Below are 15792 nucleotides of genomic sequence, written 5' to 3' on the forward strand. Positions count from 1 at the left end.
CCGCGATGCATCCCAATGATGATGACCGCACCCAGTTCATGCCGCGCCCGGGTGGCCGTGCGCCGGAACCTGCGCGTGCAGAGCCGGCGCCGCTGTCGGTGCCGGCCGCGCCGATCCTGACCGGCAAAAGCCAAGGCCTCAACCCGCTGGAAAGCGCCGCCGGCCCACTGTTGGCGCTGTTGACGCGGCTGCGCAACACCATCGCGCACCCGGCACCGGCCAGCCTGCGTGCGCAGTTGCTGGGTTACCTGCGCCAGTTCGAAGAGCGCGCCGAAGCCGCTGGCGTGGCGCGCAATGAAGTGCTGCTGGCGCGTTACGCGCTGTGCACCGCACTCGATGAAGCGGTGCTCAGTACGCCGTGGGGCAGCACCAGCGACTGGGGCAAGCAGAGCCTGCTGATCACGGTGCACAACGAAGCCTGGGGCGGTGAAAAAGTCTTTCAGTTGCTCGACCACTGCCTGCAAAGCCCGCGCGAGCGCCTGTACCTGCTGGAGTTGTTGTACCTGTGCATGTGCCTGGGTTTCGAGGGCCGTTACCGCGTGATGAACGACGGTCGCAGCCAGCTTGAGGCCTTGCGTGAACGCACCGCCGCCGCCATTCGCAGTGCGCGTGGCGAGCACGAGCGCGAGCTGTCGCCACACTGGCGCGGCGTGACCGTGGCGCGTGATCGCCTGGCGCAATTCATGCCGCCGTGGATCGCCGTGGCCATCGGCCTGGCGCTGCTGCTGGCCTTGCTGTTCGGCTTGCGCATGAAACTGGCGTCGGATGCCGAGCCGGTGTTCAAGAACATTCATGCCCTGGGCGAGATCCCGGTGCAGGCCATCGACCGTCCGGTGGCGCAGCCCAAAGTCATCGAGCGGCCACGCTTGGCTGGTTTCCTGGTGGACGACATCAAGGCTGGCCGCGTGGCGGTGGAAGACAAGGTCGACCGCTCCGTGGTGACGATCCGGGGCGATGAGCTGTTCGCCTCGGCCAGCTCCAGTATCGTCGATGACTATCAGCCGCTGATGCTGCGCATTGCCGATGCCATCCGCAAGGTCAAAGGGCAGGTGCGCGTCACCGGGCACAGCGATAACCGCCCGATTGCCACGCTGCGCTTCCCGTCCAACTGGGCGCTGTCCGAAGCCCGCGCCAAGTCGGTGCTGGAGATCCTGGCAGCCAAGACCGGCCAGGCGGATCGCTTCAGCGCCGAAGGCAGAAGTGACACCGAGCCTGTGGCCACCAACGCCACCGCAGAAGGCCGTGCCCGCAATCGTCGGGTTGAAATCACCGTATTGGCGGAGGGCGTCGAGTGAAGGCGTTTTTCAGTTTTATGATTCGCTGGGTGATTCCCGTGCTGGGCCTGATCGCCCTGAGCCTGATCATCTGGTTTGTGGGGCCGCTGCTCGATGTGCTGGTGCCAGAAGGGCGGCGCTGGGCGCTGATCATTCTGGTGTTTGCGGTGTGGATTGCGTATCGCGTGTTCCGCATTATCCAGGCCCGCCGCCAGGCCGCCGAAGTGATGCGCAGCCTGGCCGCGGAAACCCCGGCCGACCCCAACAGTGTCGCCACCGCCGAAGAACTCAGCACCCTGCGCCAGCGCATGGACGAGGCCCTGGCGCTGCTGAAAAAGGCCAAGCTCGGTGGCGATGAACGCCGCAACCTCTACGAGCTGCCGTGGTACGTGATCATCGGCCCACCGGGGTCGGGCAAGACCACGGCGCTGGTCAATTCGGGCCTGCATTTTCCACTGGCTGCGCAATTGGGCGCGGGTGCGGTGCGGGGCGTCGGTGGCACGCGCAACTGCGATTGGTGGTTTACCGACCAAGCCGTTTTGCTCGACACCGCGGGCCGCTACACCACCCAGGACAGCAACTCGACGGTGGACAAGGCGGCATGGCTAGGCTTTCTCGACCTGCTGAAAAAGCAGCGCTCGCGCCGCCCGATTGATGGCGCGTTTATCGCCATCAGCCTCTCGGATCTGCTGCTTGGCACGGACGCCGAACGGGCCGCCCATGCGGCGGCGATTCGCTTGCGCATCCAGGAGCTGTACACCCAGTTGGGCGTGCGTTTCCCGATTTACCTGATGCTGACCAAGCTCGACCTGGTGCCGGGCTTCATGGAGTTTTTCGACAATCTGAGCAAGGAAGAGCGCGCCCAGGTGTGGGGCATGACCTTTGCGCTCGATGACGGCAAGCACAGCGACAGCCCGTTGGCGACGCTGCAAAGCGAGTTCGCCGGCCTTGAGCAGCGCCTCAACGAACGGTTGGTGGAGCGCCTGCAACAGGAGCGCGACCCGGCCCGGCGCGATCTGATCTACGGCTTCCCGCAGCAGTTCGGCGCTTTGAAGGATTGCCTGCAAAGCTTCCTCGAAGGCGTGTTCAAACCCAATGCCTTTGAAGAGCGCGTGCTGCTGCGCGGCGTGTACTTCACCAGCGGCACCCAGGAAGGCAGCCCGATTGATCGCCTGATCGGCGCCATGGCCCAAAGCATGAACCTGGACCGCCAGCACCTGGCGCGCCAGAGCGGCACCGGGCGCAGCTACTTCATCGAAAAACTCTTCACCGCCGTGGCCTTCGCCGAGCGTGGGCTGGTGGGCGTGAACCCCAAAGTCGAGCGTCGACGCAAGTGGATCGCACGCGGCGTGCTGGCAGCCACCGTCGCCTTGGTGGTGGTGGTCAGTGGTTTGTGGTGGGTGAGTTATCGCGCCAACCAGGCGTATATCGCCCAGGTGGATCAGAAGGTCGCGCCGTTGGGCCAGGCCGTACAGAACCTCAGCCCGGCGCAGCGCGAAGTGCTCGCCGTGCTGCCATTGCTCAATGCGGTGAAGGGCCTCGCGGGTGATTCGCCAAGCTGGTCCGAAGGGCTGGGCCTGTACCAGGGCGACATGCTCGAAGCCGAATCTGCCAGCGTCTACCGCAAGCTGTTGATCGCCGTGTTTGCGCCTCGCCTGGTGACGCGCATCGAAGAACAACTGCACGGTGGCGGCAATTCCGACTTCCTGTACGAAGGCCTCAAGGCCTACCTGATGCTCGCCGATGCCGAGCATTACGACCCGTACTTCATCAAGGCCTGGATCGCTCTCGATTGGGACCGCAACCTGCCGCGCGACCTGCCGGCCGACCAGCGTCAGGCGCTGACCGAGCACTTGCAGGCGTTGTTCGAACGCCACCCGCCAAACGCGCGCCTGGACCCACGGCTGATTGACGACCTGCGGCGCCAACTGCAACAACTGCCGGTGGCCCAGCGCGTCTATGACCGGGTCAAGCGCCAGAAGCTGCCCGACGGCATCCCGGACTTTCGCATCAACGAAGCCGCAGGCCGCGATGCTGCGCTGGTGTTCAGCCGCAAAAGCGGCAAGCCGCTGGGTGAGCCGCTGAGTGGGTTCTTCACCGCCAAAGGGTATCGCCAGGCGTTCTTGCTGAGCAGCCTGAACCAGACCGGCACCCTCGCCGAAGAGCAATGGGTGCTGGGCCGTGAACAGGCCGACCAGCAGAACGTGGTCAGCCTCGCTGCGGACGTACGCCGCTTGTACTTCCAGGACTACCAGCGCCAATGGGACGCCTTGCTCGCCGACATCGACTTCGTGCCGATCACCAGCGTGGCCCAGGCGGCCGATGTACTGCGGGTGATTTCCGGCCCGACCTCGCCGCTGAAAAAACTGCTGGTGGCTGTGTCCAAGGAAACCGACCTGCAAGCCGAAGAGCGCCAATTGGCCGCCAAAGGCGTGCCGGTGGAAGGCGGCGTCGACAAGCTCAAGGAGCGTCTCGGCAGCCTGCTCGGCCAGGAACAACCGACCGCCAACGCGCCGCAAACGGCAGACGATCCGGTGACCGCGCACTTTGCCGAGCTCAACAGCATCGTCAGCAAGAATGAAGGCGAACCCGCCGCCATCGACGGCCTATTGGCAGACATGAATGCGCTGTACGTGCAGGTCAGTGCCATGGTCGGCGCCAGTGGCGACGCCTTGCTTGGCGAGGCCAAGAACCAGGCGGCGGCTGCGGCCACGCGGGTCAGCCTGAATGCCGAACGCCAGCCGCCGCTGGTACAGGGCATGGTCAAGTCGGTGGTCAACTCCACCACCAACAGTATGATGGGCGGCGTGCGTAACCAACTGAACGCGGCGTGGGTCAGCGAAGTGGTCAACGTGTACCGCCAGTCGCTGGCCGGGCGTTATCCGATGTCGCCGGGCAGCGCCCGCGACGCCACGCTGGATGACTTCGGTCAGTTCTTCGGCGTGGGCGGGGTGATGGACAACTATTTCCGCAAGTACCTGCAGCCTTACGTGGACACCTCCGCGCAGACCTGGCGCTGGCAGCCGGGCGCCGCGCAAAAGCTCGGGATTGCGCCAGGCGTATTGCAGACGTTCCAGCGTGCAGCGGCGATTCGTGATGCGTTTTTCCGCGCCGGTGGTACGCAGCCCATTGTGCGTTTCGAACTTAAACCGGTGTCGATGGACCCGACCATCACCCAGTTCCTGCTTGATCTGGATGGCCAGCAATTGAGCTACGACCACGGCCCAAGCCGCCCGGTCGCCATGCAATGGCCGAACCCCGGCAGCATCGGCGTGGTGCGTATTTCGATCATGCCGCCATCGGCCAGCGGTCGTTCGGGCGTGACCCTGGACGGTCCGTGGGCCTGGTTCCGCTTGCTGGAACAGTCGGACCTCACCGCCGGCAACTCGCCGGACCGTTTCAACCTGCGCCTGCGGGTGGACGGTGCGAGCATCGCCTACGAGTTGCGCGCCAACAGCGCCTTCAACCCGTTCAAGAGCCGCGTACTCAGTGGCTTCAGCCTGCCGGAGCGGTTATGACGACGCTGGGTTTCTACGGCAAGTTGGCCAGCCGCGGTGACTTTGTCAGCCGCGCCTTGCCCCAGAGTTTTATCGGCCCCTGGGACAGCTGGCTGGCGGCAGGTCTGCTGGCCAGCCAGAACAGCCTGGGCGGCGACTGGCTCAATGTGTACCTGGTCAGCCCGTTGTGGCGCTTTGTGCTGGCGCCGGGTGTGTGCGGGCCGGACGCGGCGGCGGGGGTGGTCATGCCGAGCATTGACCGGGTCGGCCGGTATTTTCCGTTGGCGGTGGTGGCGTTGCTCGATCACGACACCAACCCCGCATCCCTGGTGGGCGGGCCGGACACCTGGTTTGAGCAGGCCGAAGAGCTGCTGCTCAGCACACTGGATGCCGGCGCGACCTTTGAAGGCTTCAACGATGGCATCGACAAACTCGGCATCCCGGCCAGTGAGCAACGCGCGGTGGACAGCCGCTTTGCCGGCCTGCAACGCGTTGCCGCCACCGTGCCCCACAGCCGCATGATCGCGCTCGCCGAACAGGCCTGCGAGGGCGCGAGCCTGTGGTGGGGGCGGGGTTCGCAGGTGATTTCCCCAGGTTTATTGCGGTGTCAGGGTTTGCCTGCCGCCGGCGATTTTGCGCAGTTTTTGCTCGGACAAGAAGGTGTGGTGTAGATGGGGGCGACGTTCAAATCCGCGAGCAAAAGCCATGTGGGCATGGTCCGCCAGGTCAATGAAGACGCCTGCCTGGACCTGCCGGAAAACCGTCTGTGGGTGGTGGCCGACGGCATGGGCGGGCACGCGGCGGGCGACTACGTCAGCAGCCTGATCGTCGACAGCCTGCGTGCTGTGCCGGTGGGGCGTTCCCTCGACGAATATTCGGCGGCCCTGCGCAATGACCTGATCCGCATCAACGCAACCGTGCGCGAAGAAACCGCCAACCGTGGCGTGACCATGATGGGCAGCACCGTGGTGGTCCTGGCCGCACGCGGCTTGCGCGGCGTGTGTTTGTGGGCCGGCGACAGCCGCCTGTACCGCCTGCGCGACGGCGTGTTGGAAGGCATTTCCCGCGACCACAGCTACGTGCAGGACCTGCAAGACAGCGGCTTGCTCAGCGAAGCCGATGCCCGTGTGCACCCTCGCGCCAATATCGTCACCCGCGCGATTGGCGTGGAGGCGCAGTTGGAGGTGGCGGTGGTCGACCTGCTGATTGCGCCCGGTGACAGCTACCTGCTGTGCAGCGACGGCCTGAACAAGACCGTCGAGGATCATGAAATCCGCGAAGTGCTGGGCCATGACGCGCCGGATGAAATCGTGCGCAGCCTGGTGCACCTGGGCCTCAACCGGGGCGCGCCGGACAACATCACCGCCATTGTCGTGAAGGTTTCGCCATGAACATCGTGATTCCGGGTTATGACATCGAAGGCGAGATCGGCGAAGGCGCCATGGCCAGCGTGTACCTGGCGACCCAGCGTTCGCTGGAGCGCAAGGTGGCGTTGAAAGTGATGGCGGCGGCGCTGGCGGCGGACCCAAGTTTTTGCGAGCGTTTCCTGCGCGAGGGCAAGACCCTGGCGCGCCTGTCGCACCCGCACACGGTGACCATCCATGACATCGGCAACGTCGGTGAGCTGTATTACATGGCCATGGAATACCTGCCCAACGGCACGCTCAAAGAGCGCATTGCCGCCGGCCTGACACCGGAGCAGGGCGTGACGTTGATCCGCCAGATCGCCTCGGCGCTGGGCTATGCGCATGCCCAGGGTCTGGTGCACCGTGACGTCAAGCCGGCGAACATTCTGTTCCGCGCTGACGGCACGGCCGTGCTGTCGGACTTCGGCATCGCCAAGTCTCTGGATGACCGTACCCAGTTCACTCAAGCCGGGTTTGCCGTGGGCACGCCGAGCTATATGAGCCCGGAGCAGGCGCGGGGCCAGGAGATTGATGGCCGCGCTGACCTCTACGCACTCGGCGTGGTGCTCTATGAAATCCTCGTCGGCGAGTTGCCTTACAGCGGCACCGATGCACTGTCCACGGCGCTGGCGCACCTGACCGAACCGCTGCCGGAATTGCCGGTGCACCACGGCCGTTATCAGGAGGTGTTGCGCAAGCTGTTGGCCAAGGATCCGGCGGAGCGTTTCCCGGACGCGGCGGCGTTGCTGCGCGCGCTGGACCAACTGCCGGCCGACTCGCCGGAAGCCACGCTGGTGCGGCCGTTGCCGATTCCGCTGAGCTTCGACCTGGCGGGCATGACGCCGGTGTCTATCGACATTCCGACCGACAAACCCCAGCCGCAGCCGGTGCGCCAACCGGTGGTGACACCGACCCAACACAGCAACGTGTCCGAGCAGCGCCGTGGGCCGGTGCTGGCCTTGGCTGCAGTCGCGGTGGCTGTCGCGCTTGCCATCGGTGGCGCGAGCTACTGGTGGTTGAGCCGCGGCGATACGCCAGCGGCGCCGCCCGCTGCGGTGGTGCCGAAAACGCCCGCGCCTCCTGAAGTAAAAACGGCTGTGGCCGATGCGGACGGCGGCCAGCGCCCCTTGCTGATGGCGGGCAAGAAGACCCTGTTCCAGCGGGTGCTGAGCAAGCCGGGCGCCAAGCTGTCCCACGATGCCGGTGGTGCTTCCAACGAGGGGCTGCCGGCGTTTTCCGTGCTCTACGTTTACCAGCGCAAAGACGTCGATGGCAGCCCGTGGCTGCGCGTCGGCGCCGCCACCGATGGGCGCAGCGACGGCTGGTTGCCGGCCGCCCAGGTCAGCGACTGGAAGCAAAGCCTGGTGCTCAAATTCACCGAGCGCTCGGGCCGGGCGCCGGTGATGTTCCTGCGCCAATCCAGCGAAGTGGAAAAACTGTTGGCCGACCCTGCGGCCGCCAAAGGCGTTCTGGCCAAGGCGCAGAAGAACAGCGAAGACAATCAACAGGTGTTGGCGCTGGAGCCGACGGCCAGCGCGGTGCCGCAGGACCAGTTCTACCTGCTGCCGATTTTCGACTCCAAAGAGAGCTTCGACGAAAACGGCCAGCCGGTGCAGTTGCTCAATGTGGCCTCTATCGACCCCGGCAGCAGCGCGGCTGCCAAGCCGGCCGCCCGAGCGATCAACACCAGCGTCGACGCCTTCCGCACCGCCGTGGTGCTGGTGGTGGACACGACCGTGTCGATGCAGCCTTACATCGACCAAGTCCGCGACGTGGTGCACGAGCTGCAAACCCGTATCGCCGAGCGCGGTGAGCTGGACAGCGTCAGCTTCGGGCTGGTGGGTTTTCGCAACAGCATCAAGAAAACCCCAGGGCTTGAGTACGTCGCCAAGACGCTGATCAGCCTCGATCAGGGCCGCGACCCGCAGCGCTTTCTCGACATGGCGCGGCAGGTCAAAGCCTCCACCGTGTCCAGCCACTCGTTCAACGAAGACGCGTTTGCCGGGGTGATGCAGGCCGTGGATGGCATGGACTGGTCCGGCTACGGTGGGCGCATCATCCTGCTGGTCACCGACGCTGGCGCACTGCGCAAGAACGATCCGTTTGCCGCCACCCAGATGAACGAAGCCGAGGTGCGCCAGGCCGCGCTGGGCAAGCAGATCAAGATCTACGCCCTGCACCTGCGCACCGACGCCGGCAAGAAAACCCATGCCGGTGCCGAAACCCAGTACCGCGTGCTCACCGCCGACGCCAACCCGCAGATCGGCGACCTCTACACGCCGGTGCCGGGTGGTGATGTGCGCAAGCTGGGTGAGCGTGTCGATGAGATCGGCAGCGTGTTCGCCAACCTCGTGCACCAGGTGCGCAACAACACGCCGCAACCGGTGCCGCTGCTGAGTGCCGCGCCGACCTTGGCCGACAAGTCCGCGGCCGTCGGCTACGCCATGCACATGGATTTCCTCGGCCGCAAAACCGCGAGCCAGGCGCCGCAACTGGTCAGCGCCTGGACCGCCGACCGCGACCTGACCAACCCGGCGCTGCCGGCGTTCCAGGTGTGCGTGATGCTGACCAAATTGCAGCTCAACGACCTGCAGCAGTCGCTGAAACTGATCGTCGATGCGGCGCGCAAGACCCAGACCTCGCCCAAGGATTTCTTCCAGGAAATCGCCAGTGCGTCGGCCTACATGAGCCGCGACCCGCAAGCCCTGCGCAAGGGCGGCAACCTGGCCGACGGCGGCATCCTCGGCGAATACCTGGAAGGGCTGCCGTACCGCAGCAAGTCGCTGAACATGACCCAGGATTTGTGGTTGTCGTTGAGCGTGGCCGAGCAGGAAGACTTTATCGACGAGCTGGATTCGAAAATCCGCCTCTACGAAACCTTTCACAATGACGTGGCCAACTGGGTCCGTTTCGGCGATGCCGAGCCGGGCGATGCGTTGTACCGCGTGCCCTTGTCGACGCTGCCGTGATGCTGAACCTGAGCGCAGTGCACAAAAGCCGCGGCGTTGGCAGCCAGCGTTATAGCCTGGTGATTCCGGCGCTGGCGCTGCGCGCGGGTGAGCAGTTGGCAATCGTCGGGCCGAGCGGCTGTGGCAAAAGCACCTTGCTCGATGTGCTGGCGCTGGTGTTGGCGCCGGATCAGGTTGGCCGGTTTGAATTTGATCAAGTCGATGTCGGCGCTCTGTGGCGCGCCGATCAGCAGTCGACGTTGGCCGCGCTGCGCAGCACGCACTTGGGCTATGTGCTGCAAACCGGCGGCCTGCTGGGTTTTCTCGATGTGCGCAGCAATATCGCCTTGTCCCGCCAACTGCTGGGGCTCAAGGACGACGGCAGCGTCGCGCGTTTGGCCGAGCAGTTGGAGATCAGCGATCAGTTGGGCAAGAAACCGGCTGCGCTGTCGGTGGGCCAACGCCAACGCGTGAGCTGCGCCCGTGCACTGGCTCACGCGCCGCAACTGGTGCTGGCGGATGAGCCGACGGCGTCGCTTGACCCGCTGAACGCCGAACGCGTGATGCAGGCGCTGCTGGCCCAGGCCCGCGAACATCGCGCGGCCTGCGTGATCGCCACCCATGACGAGCCGCTGGCCCGCGCCAGTGGTCTGCAGGTGCGGCGCATCAGTTGCCGCCGTGACACCGACGGCGGCGTCACGGCCACCCTCGGGGAGGCGTGCTGATGCGCATCGGTCTGGTGGCGTCCCTGGCCTGGCAGGATTACCGCAACGACGCCTGGCTGTCGGCTTGTTCGGTGCTGGCATTGGTGGCCGTGATCGCGCCTTTGCTGGTGTTATTCGGCCTGAAATTTGGACTGGTTAGCAGTTTGACCGAACGCCTGGAGACCGACCCCGCAACCCGTGAAATTATTCCGTTGGGCGGCGGTCGATTCAACGCAGCGTTTATCGAGCAACTTGCCCAGCGTCGCGATGTGGCCTTCGCCGTGCCGCGTACCCGCCAGATTGCGGCGACCGCTCAGGTGGGCACGCTGACCCTGGAAATGCTGCCGACTGCAGCGGGTGATCCGCTGCTCGTGGGGTTGCCGATGCCTCGGGGCCTGGACCAGATCGTGCTGAGCCACACCGCTGCAGAAAAACTCGCGGCGCGGCCTGGCGATTGGCTGGAGACCAGCTTTGCGCGGCAAGTGGCAGGGCGCGTCGAAGCCCAGCGCACGCGGTTGCAGGTGATGGCGGTGCTGCCGCTGGAAGCGTTTGCGCGGGACGGTTTGTTTGCCGATTTGCGCCTGCTGGAAGCGGCGGAAGATTACCGCGACGGCCGCGCGGTGCCGGCGTTGAGTTGGGACGGTGACGCGGTCGGCGTGACTGAACAGCGGGTTTATCCGGCGTTTCGTCTGTATGCCCGCAACCTCGCCGATGTGGAGCGGTTGCGCGTGTTTTTCGCCGGGCAGAACCTGTTGGTGTCGACCCAGGCGAACGCCATTGCCCAGGTGCAGTCGTTGAGCCGCAACCTGTCGATCGTGTTCTGGATCATCGCCGGGTTGGCCTTGGCGGGCGCATTTGCGGCGATCTTCGCCGGCGTGTTGGCCGCCGTGGCGCGCAAGCGTCGGGAATTGTCGGTGTTGCGCTTGCTGGGGTTTTCCACTGCCGGGCTATTGCTGTTTGTGGTGGTGCAGGCGCTGTACAGCGCAGGGTTTGCCGCCGTGCTCAGTGCCGGGTTGTATGGCCTGGCCGAGGCGGGTTTGAATAAATTATTCGTGCAGGTGCCGGGCGAATACGCCAGTCACCTGTTGGCGCCTCATTACGCCCTGGCCCTGGCTGCAGTCCTCGGCGTCAGCGCCGTGGCGGCGGGTTGTGGCGGTTGGCGAGTGGCGCGTATCCAGGCTTCTGAAGGAATCAGAGATGTATAAGTTACTGGGCGCCGCGATGGCGCTGAGCTTGGCTTCAATGGCGTGGGCGGATGAGGCGAGCGACAAACTCGACAACCCCAAACCGTTGCCCGATGACGTGAGCCTGCCGCTGCCGTGCGAAGGCAACATGGTGTTCCGCTACGCCTATGTGCTGGCCCAGGGCACCCTGGATGACCGCGAGATCAGCCTCGGTTACCCCTTTGCCGAGGGTGAGGCGGGTTATCAGCAGTCGTTTATCTCCGGCTACCGGCGCGACTTTATCAACGGCCAGTTCACGCTCAAGGATTTGCCCAAGGACTGGAACGCAGTCATTGCGCCCTTGATGCCGAAGACCGACGCCAAAACTCCGCTCAAGCCGATGCTGTACTTCATCGGCAAGTACGAAGTCACCGCGCGTCAGTATGCCCAAGTGATGTCCCAGGCACAGTCGCTCGCCAGTGGCGAGCCGGCGCCAGCGTGCGATGCGCCGACCGGCATGGCTGCACGCTTGCCCAAGGTGAAACTCTCGCGCTTTGAAGCCGAGCGCTTCTCGGCGGTGTACAGCGCCTGGTTGATGAAATACCACCGCGACTTACTGCCGGTCAGTGGTCGTGGGTCTTCGGCCGAAGACGGTGGCCTCGGTTTTGTGCGCTTGCCCACCGAAGTGGAATGGGAATTCGCCGCGCGCGGTGGCCAGGCAGTGAGCCGTCAGGACCTCGAAGGGCGGCTGTTTCCGCGCCGTGTCGAAGGCAGTGAAAGCGACGGGCCGCTGGGTGATTACGCGGTGTTCAACCAAGTCGCCGGTGGTACCGGCCAGGCGGCACGCCTGATGCCCATCGGCACCAAGTTGCCCAACCCGATTGGCATGTTCGATGTGATCGGCAATGCGGCGGAAATGGTCCAGGAATCGTTCCAACTGGTGCACGCCGGGCGCCGCCAGGGCACCTACGGCGGCTTTGTGGTCAAGGGCGGCAACTACCTGGAAGGCGAGGGCACGCTGTTCACTGGCATGCGCCGCGAATACCCGCTGTTTGCCGCCGACGGCACCGAGCAGAGCAACGAGACCACCGGTTTTCGCGTGGCGATTGGTGCGTTGTCCGCGCCGCGTTCGCGCTACAAGGAGCTGTTCGCGCAGTGGCAGAAAGAAGGCCGTCTGGCCTCGCTGACCGACGCCATCGACGACGCCCAGGACCCGACCAAGCGCCTGGACAGCATCATCGCCGCCAGCGTCGATCCCAAGCTGCAAGCCGAACTGGGCCTGGTCAACGAAGAACTCAAGCGCAACGTTTCGCTGATCGCCCAGCAACGCGAAGAGGCGGCGGGCAACCTGATTCAATCGGCCGCGCTGGTGGCCGAGACCATCAGCAACTACAACATCCGCCTGATGAACTTGCAGAAGAGTCGCCAGCAGGCTCTGGACAACAAGGACGCGGCCAGCGCGCAGCTGTTTGCCACGGCCATCGACAATGGCCGCAGCGCGCTCGACGGCGCGGTGGCGATCTACATCGACAACCTGGCCACCGGCACGCGCTACACCGACGCGGTGATCCAGGCGCAGTTTCAACGAATCAAGGAAGAGTTGGATCGCAAGCCAGTGCTCGGCAAGAGCCTGGTGACGCGCGCGACACTGTTCGTTCGCCATGTCGGCAACTACCGCAAACAACAGCGGGCCGACCCGGCAACGATTTTGAAGGAATTGCTCGCAGCGAGCGGTCAGCGGTCTTGATCGCTGGTTGTATGGCGAGCTTGGAAGGGACTCAGGCGGCGGTGGGCCGTGCTGGGCAAGTCAAACTTAACAGAGAACACACCTATGCTTTTTTCCCGTAAGGCGGTTTCCAAGCGTCACTTGCTGCTGATCGCGGCTGGTTTCAGCACCGTGTTGACTGGCTGCGCCACGTCGCCGGCGTCCAAGGTCGCGTCGAGCACCAAGGTCGAGTACTACCCGAACTGCTACGAGCCAGTGCAGCACCTGCGCGCGACCGACTCGGACATGACCAAGTCGGTTGTTACCGGTGCGGCCATCGGCGCTGCCGGCGGTGCTCTGCTGGGCGCGCTGACCGGCGACTCCGACAAGCGCGGCCGTAACGCTGCCATCGGTGCCGCGGGCGGCGCCCTGGCGGGTGGCGCGGCGGGTTACTACACCGAGCGTCAGAAGCAGATCAGCGATGACAACCAGCGCATTGCGTCCTACGCGGCTGACGTCAACAAAAGCGCCTCGGACATCGATCGCAGCACCGCATACGCCAAGGCGTCCCAGCAGTGCTACCAGAGCGCATTCACCAAGCTGGTGGCTGATCGTAAAGCCAAGACCGTCAACGACACCGAAGGCCGCAAGCGCCTGGCGGAAATCGTTTCCGGCCTCAAGGAGTCCAATGACCTGATCGTCGCGGTCAACGGCAAAGCCAGCGAAGACCTGAACAACTACACCCAGGCGTACGAGCAAGACCTGCAACAAGTGGGTGTGCAGCGTGCCGACGTAGTGACCGTGGCTACCGCTGATACCACGCCGGTGGTGACGCCGGCCAAAGGCAAAAAAGCCGTCAAGCCGGCGAAAAAAGCAGCGCTGCCGACCGTGCCGAAAGAAGCGGTCGCCACCGAAAAAACCATCCAGACCGCGCAGACCAAGCAAGCTGAAAGCAAGCAGGTCGCCAGCGCCGGTAAAGCGCAGATCGAAGGCACTTGCCGCGATCCAAACCTGGCCGACTGGGCGCCGGTGCCTTGCCCTAACGTTTAAGTAACATGTTGCTATAAGCGTTAAACGCCAGCCGATCTCCCGCTAAAGCGCGAGATCGGTGGCGTTCCTCCAACAAATCGTTACACTGCTTCGGCCACTTAATAATGATACCGAGGCCGTGTGCATGAAATTTCGTCTTCTGCTGTGGGTGCTTGGCCTGATGATGGGCAAAGCCAGCCGCACCAATCCTGCTTTCCAGCAACAGCTGGGTGACAAAGACCTGGCGTTCCAGTTGCAGACCCTCGACGGCAAAGTTGCCCGTCACTTCATCGTCAAAGACCAGCGCATCACCAGCCGCTCAGGGGTTCACCCGCAGCCTGCGTTTGCTATCGCCTTCAAAGATGCCGCCTACGGCTTCGCCACGATGCAGGCGAAGAACAAGCAACTGGCGTTCATGACGGGGATTCAGGACAAGTCGATCCAGATCAAGGGCAACCCGGCGCTGGTGATCTGGTTCCAGGGGCTGACCAAGTATTTGAAGCCGAAGAAAAAGAAGTAAGTCTTTCAGTTCGACCGAGTTGAGTTCATCGCCGGCAAGCCAGCTCCCATATATGACTGCATTCCAAAGGTGGAACTCGGTCGAATGTGGGAGCTGGCTTGCCGGCGATAGCGGTTTTTCAGGCGAAGCAGTTAACCCTGGCTGAACTGCGATGCCAGCTCACGCAACAGCACCTCGGCATCCAGTACTTTGCCGACCACTTCCTCGGCCTTGTCACGGCTCAAGCCCAAACGCTCAAGCAGCGCATCCGGAATCGCCTCATCCGGCCCGGAGCCAATGCCACGGCTGCGCAACAAGCGCACCGCCAGGCACACCAGGTTCGGGTATTCGGCATATTGCCCGTCGTAGGTGGGGTCGTGCTGGAAGCGCAGGGCGGTGGACAGTTCGTCCGGCATGTCCCAGTAGCGCATCAGCCAGGCACCGATCTGCTCGCGGCTGATGCCCAGCAAGTGTTGCTCGACATAGCTGTGGCACAGGTGCGGGTTGACCTCCAAGTGACGGCAGATCAGCGAGAAGTGCGGCGGAAACACGTGGGCCAGCAGCAGATAACCGAAGTTATGCAGCAGGCCGGCGAGGTAGGTCAGGCCGGCTTCCGGGCGCTGGGCGCGTGGCATGGCGCGGGTCAGGCCCTCGATCACGGCGGCGGTGTAGATCGACTGGTGCCAGTACGGCGTGGACTGATGCGGGTGGTCTTTGGGCAGGCTCAAGGTTTTACCCAGGGCCAGGCCCAACGCCAGGTTGATCACCAGATCAAAGCCCAGCACGCGCACGATGGCGTCTTCAACTGAACGAATTTTGCCTGGCGAGGCGTAGTACGGCGACGCGGCCCAGCTCACCACTTGGGCGGCCAGGGCCGGGTCGGTTTCCACTACGCCAGTGATGTCATCGATGGTGGCGTTGGGGTCGACGCGCAGCTTGATGATCTTCTGCGCGGTATCGGCCAGCGGTGGAATTTCGATGGTCGCTTCCAGGCGTTGCTGGATGCGGCGGGCGGTGAACGCCTGCATCGCCTGAGTGATTTCCTCGCGGTCATCATTGGGGCGGTCGAGGTTCGGGCGAATGTTGCTCAACGGCTCGCCGAACTGCCCGGCGCTGGCTTTGGTAAGCATGATCTTGAAGTCGCTGCTGGCGATTTCCAGCAACAGCCCGGCTTCGCCTGAATGCACCAGCAGGCTCGGTTCGCTCAGCAGGCTGCCTTCGTACAGGCAGGGCGAACTGGTCAGGGCCGGCAGGCCTGGCAGCAGGCTCAACTCATGCTTGGCCAACATGCGCTCGATGCGATCCGGCGACACCGCGGTAAGGCGGCGGCCGGTGAGTTCGGCGAGTCGGTTGAGGTCGAGCAACTGGCTCTGCGGGAACAGCACCATGAGGGCGCCAACGGCATCTTCCAGCAAGACCGCCTGGACCTTTCGCGCGGGATTCAGGCCAGCCTGTTCGGCGACTTCCGTATAAGGAATGGCGAGCTTTGCGAGCAGAGCCCGAATGACCGGCGGGGCGGTCAGTGGGGCTGTGGCGAGGGCTACTTCTGACATGGCCTGATCCAATT

11 protein-coding genes are annotated in these 15792 nt (G+C 64.2%); 10 read left to right on the plus strand and 1 reads right to left on the minus strand.

Annotation, left to right across the window (positions count from 1 at the left end):
* Positions 1 to 5: 5 nt before the first annotated feature.
* From L8K08_RS19955 to L8K08_RS20000, 10 genes are all read left to right on the plus strand, one after another.
* Positions 6 to 1295, plus strand: a complete 1290-nt coding sequence (locus tag L8K08_RS19955) for a DotU family type VI secretion system protein (RefSeq protein ID WP_242199558.1) — start codon at positions 6 to 8, stop codon at positions 1293 to 1295.
* Positions 1292 to 4792 (plus strand): type VI secretion system membrane subunit TssM, encoded by a 3501-nt coding sequence (gene tssM, locus L8K08_RS19960; RefSeq protein WP_242199560.1) that lies wholly within the window; start codon positions 1292 to 1294, stop codon positions 4790 to 4792. The genes L8K08_RS19955 and tssM overlap by 4 nt, the downstream gene beginning before the upstream one ends.
* Positions 4789 to 5442, plus strand: a complete 654-nt coding sequence (tagF, locus tag L8K08_RS19965) for a type VI secretion system-associated protein TagF (RefSeq protein ID WP_242199561.1) — start codon at positions 4789 to 4791, stop codon at positions 5440 to 5442. The genes tssM and tagF overlap by 4 nt, the downstream gene beginning before the upstream one ends.
* Positions 5443 to 6162: a protein phosphatase 2C domain-containing protein gene (locus tag L8K08_RS19970; protein ID WP_106575876.1), complete on the plus strand. Its 720-nt coding sequence runs from the start codon at positions 5443 to 5445 to the stop codon at positions 6160 to 6162.
* Positions 6159 to 9146, plus strand: coding sequence for a serine/threonine-protein kinase (locus L8K08_RS19975; protein WP_242199562.1), 2988 nt, complete (start codon positions 6159 to 6161; stop codon positions 9144 to 9146). Before L8K08_RS19970 ends, L8K08_RS19975 begins: the two co-directional genes overlap by 4 nt.
* Entirely contained in the window at positions 9146 to 9850 is a 705-nt protein-coding gene (locus tag L8K08_RS19980; protein WP_242199859.1) for an ABC transporter ATP-binding protein, read from the plus strand. The genes L8K08_RS19975 and L8K08_RS19980 overlap by 1 nt, the downstream gene beginning before the upstream one ends.
* Positions 9850 to 11034 carry an ABC transporter permease gene (locus tag L8K08_RS19985; protein WP_242199563.1) on the plus strand — a complete coding sequence of 395 codons (1185 nt, stop codon included), beginning with the start codon at positions 9850 to 9852 and terminating at the stop codon, positions 11032 to 11034. The genes L8K08_RS19980 and L8K08_RS19985 overlap by 1 nt, the downstream gene beginning before the upstream one ends.
* Positions 11027 to 12739 (plus strand): SUMF1/EgtB/PvdO family nonheme iron enzyme, encoded by a 1713-nt coding sequence (locus tag L8K08_RS19990; RefSeq protein ID WP_242199564.1) that lies wholly within the window; start codon positions 11027 to 11029, stop codon positions 12737 to 12739. Before L8K08_RS19985 ends, L8K08_RS19990 begins: the two co-directional genes overlap by 8 nt.
* A gap of 84 nt (positions 12740 to 12823) precedes the next feature.
* Positions 12824 to 13747, plus strand: coding sequence for a type VI secretion system-associated lipoprotein TagQ (gene tagQ, locus L8K08_RS19995; protein ID WP_106575871.1), 924 nt, complete (start codon positions 12824 to 12826; stop codon positions 13745 to 13747).
* Between the two features lie 124 nt (positions 13748 to 13871).
* On the plus strand, positions 13872 to 14246 hold the full coding sequence (locus L8K08_RS20000) for a helicase (RefSeq protein WP_106575870.1): 375 nt from the start codon (positions 13872 to 13874) through the stop codon (positions 14244 to 14246).
* Positions 14247 to 14377: 131 nt separating this feature from the next.
* Here L8K08_RS20000 and L8K08_RS20005 read toward each other — a convergent pair whose 3' ends face one another.
* Positions 14378 to 15778 carry an aminoacyl-tRNA deacylase and HDOD domain-containing protein gene (locus L8K08_RS20005; RefSeq protein WP_242199565.1) on the minus strand — a complete coding sequence of 467 codons (1401 nt, stop codon included), beginning with the start codon at positions 15776 to 15778 and terminating at the stop codon, positions 14378 to 14380.
* Positions 15779 to 15792 lie beyond the last annotated feature (14 nt).

The sequence above is a fragment of the Pseudomonas sp. TREG-RG-20F-10-E-6-01 genome (assembly GCF_022662455.1).
Lineage (GTDB): Bacteria > Pseudomonadota > Gammaproteobacteria > Pseudomonadales > Pseudomonadaceae > Aquipseudomonas.

Bases quoted from the DNA above. Each gene is read 5' to 3' on its own strand.
- L8K08_RS19955 (WP_242199558.1), top strand. From the start codon at position 6: ATGCATCCCAATGATGATGACCGCACCCAGTTCATGCCGCGCCCGGGT.
- tagF (WP_242199561.1), top strand. From the start codon at position 4,789: ATGACGACGCTGGGTTTCTACGGCAAGTTGGCCAGCCGCGGTGACTTT.
- L8K08_RS19970 (WP_106575876.1), top strand. From the start codon at position 5,443: ATGGGGGCGACGTTCAAATCCGCGAGCAAAAGCCATGTGGGCATGGTC.
- L8K08_RS19975 (WP_242199562.1), top strand. From the start codon at position 6,159: ATGAACATCGTGATTCCGGGTTATGACATCGAAGGCGAGATCGGCGAA.
- L8K08_RS19980 (WP_242199859.1), top strand. From the start codon at position 9,146: ATGCTGAACCTGAGCGCAGTGCACAAAAGCCGCGGCGTTGGCAGCCAG.
- L8K08_RS19985 (WP_242199563.1), top strand. From the start codon at position 9,850: ATGCGCATCGGTCTGGTGGCGTCCCTGGCCTGGCAGGATTACCGCAAC.
- L8K08_RS19990 (WP_242199564.1), top strand. From the start codon at position 11,027: ATGTATAAGTTACTGGGCGCCGCGATGGCGCTGAGCTTGGCTTCAATG.
- tagQ (WP_106575871.1), top strand. From the start codon at position 12,824: ATGCTTTTTTCCCGTAAGGCGGTTTCCAAGCGTCACTTGCTGCTGATC.
- L8K08_RS20000 (WP_106575870.1), top strand. From the start codon at position 13,872: ATGAAATTTCGTCTTCTGCTGTGGGTGCTTGGCCTGATGATGGGCAAA.
- L8K08_RS20005 (WP_242199565.1), bottom strand. From the start codon at position 15,778: ATGTCAGAAGTAGCCCTCGCCACAGCCCCACTGACCGCCCCGCCGGTC.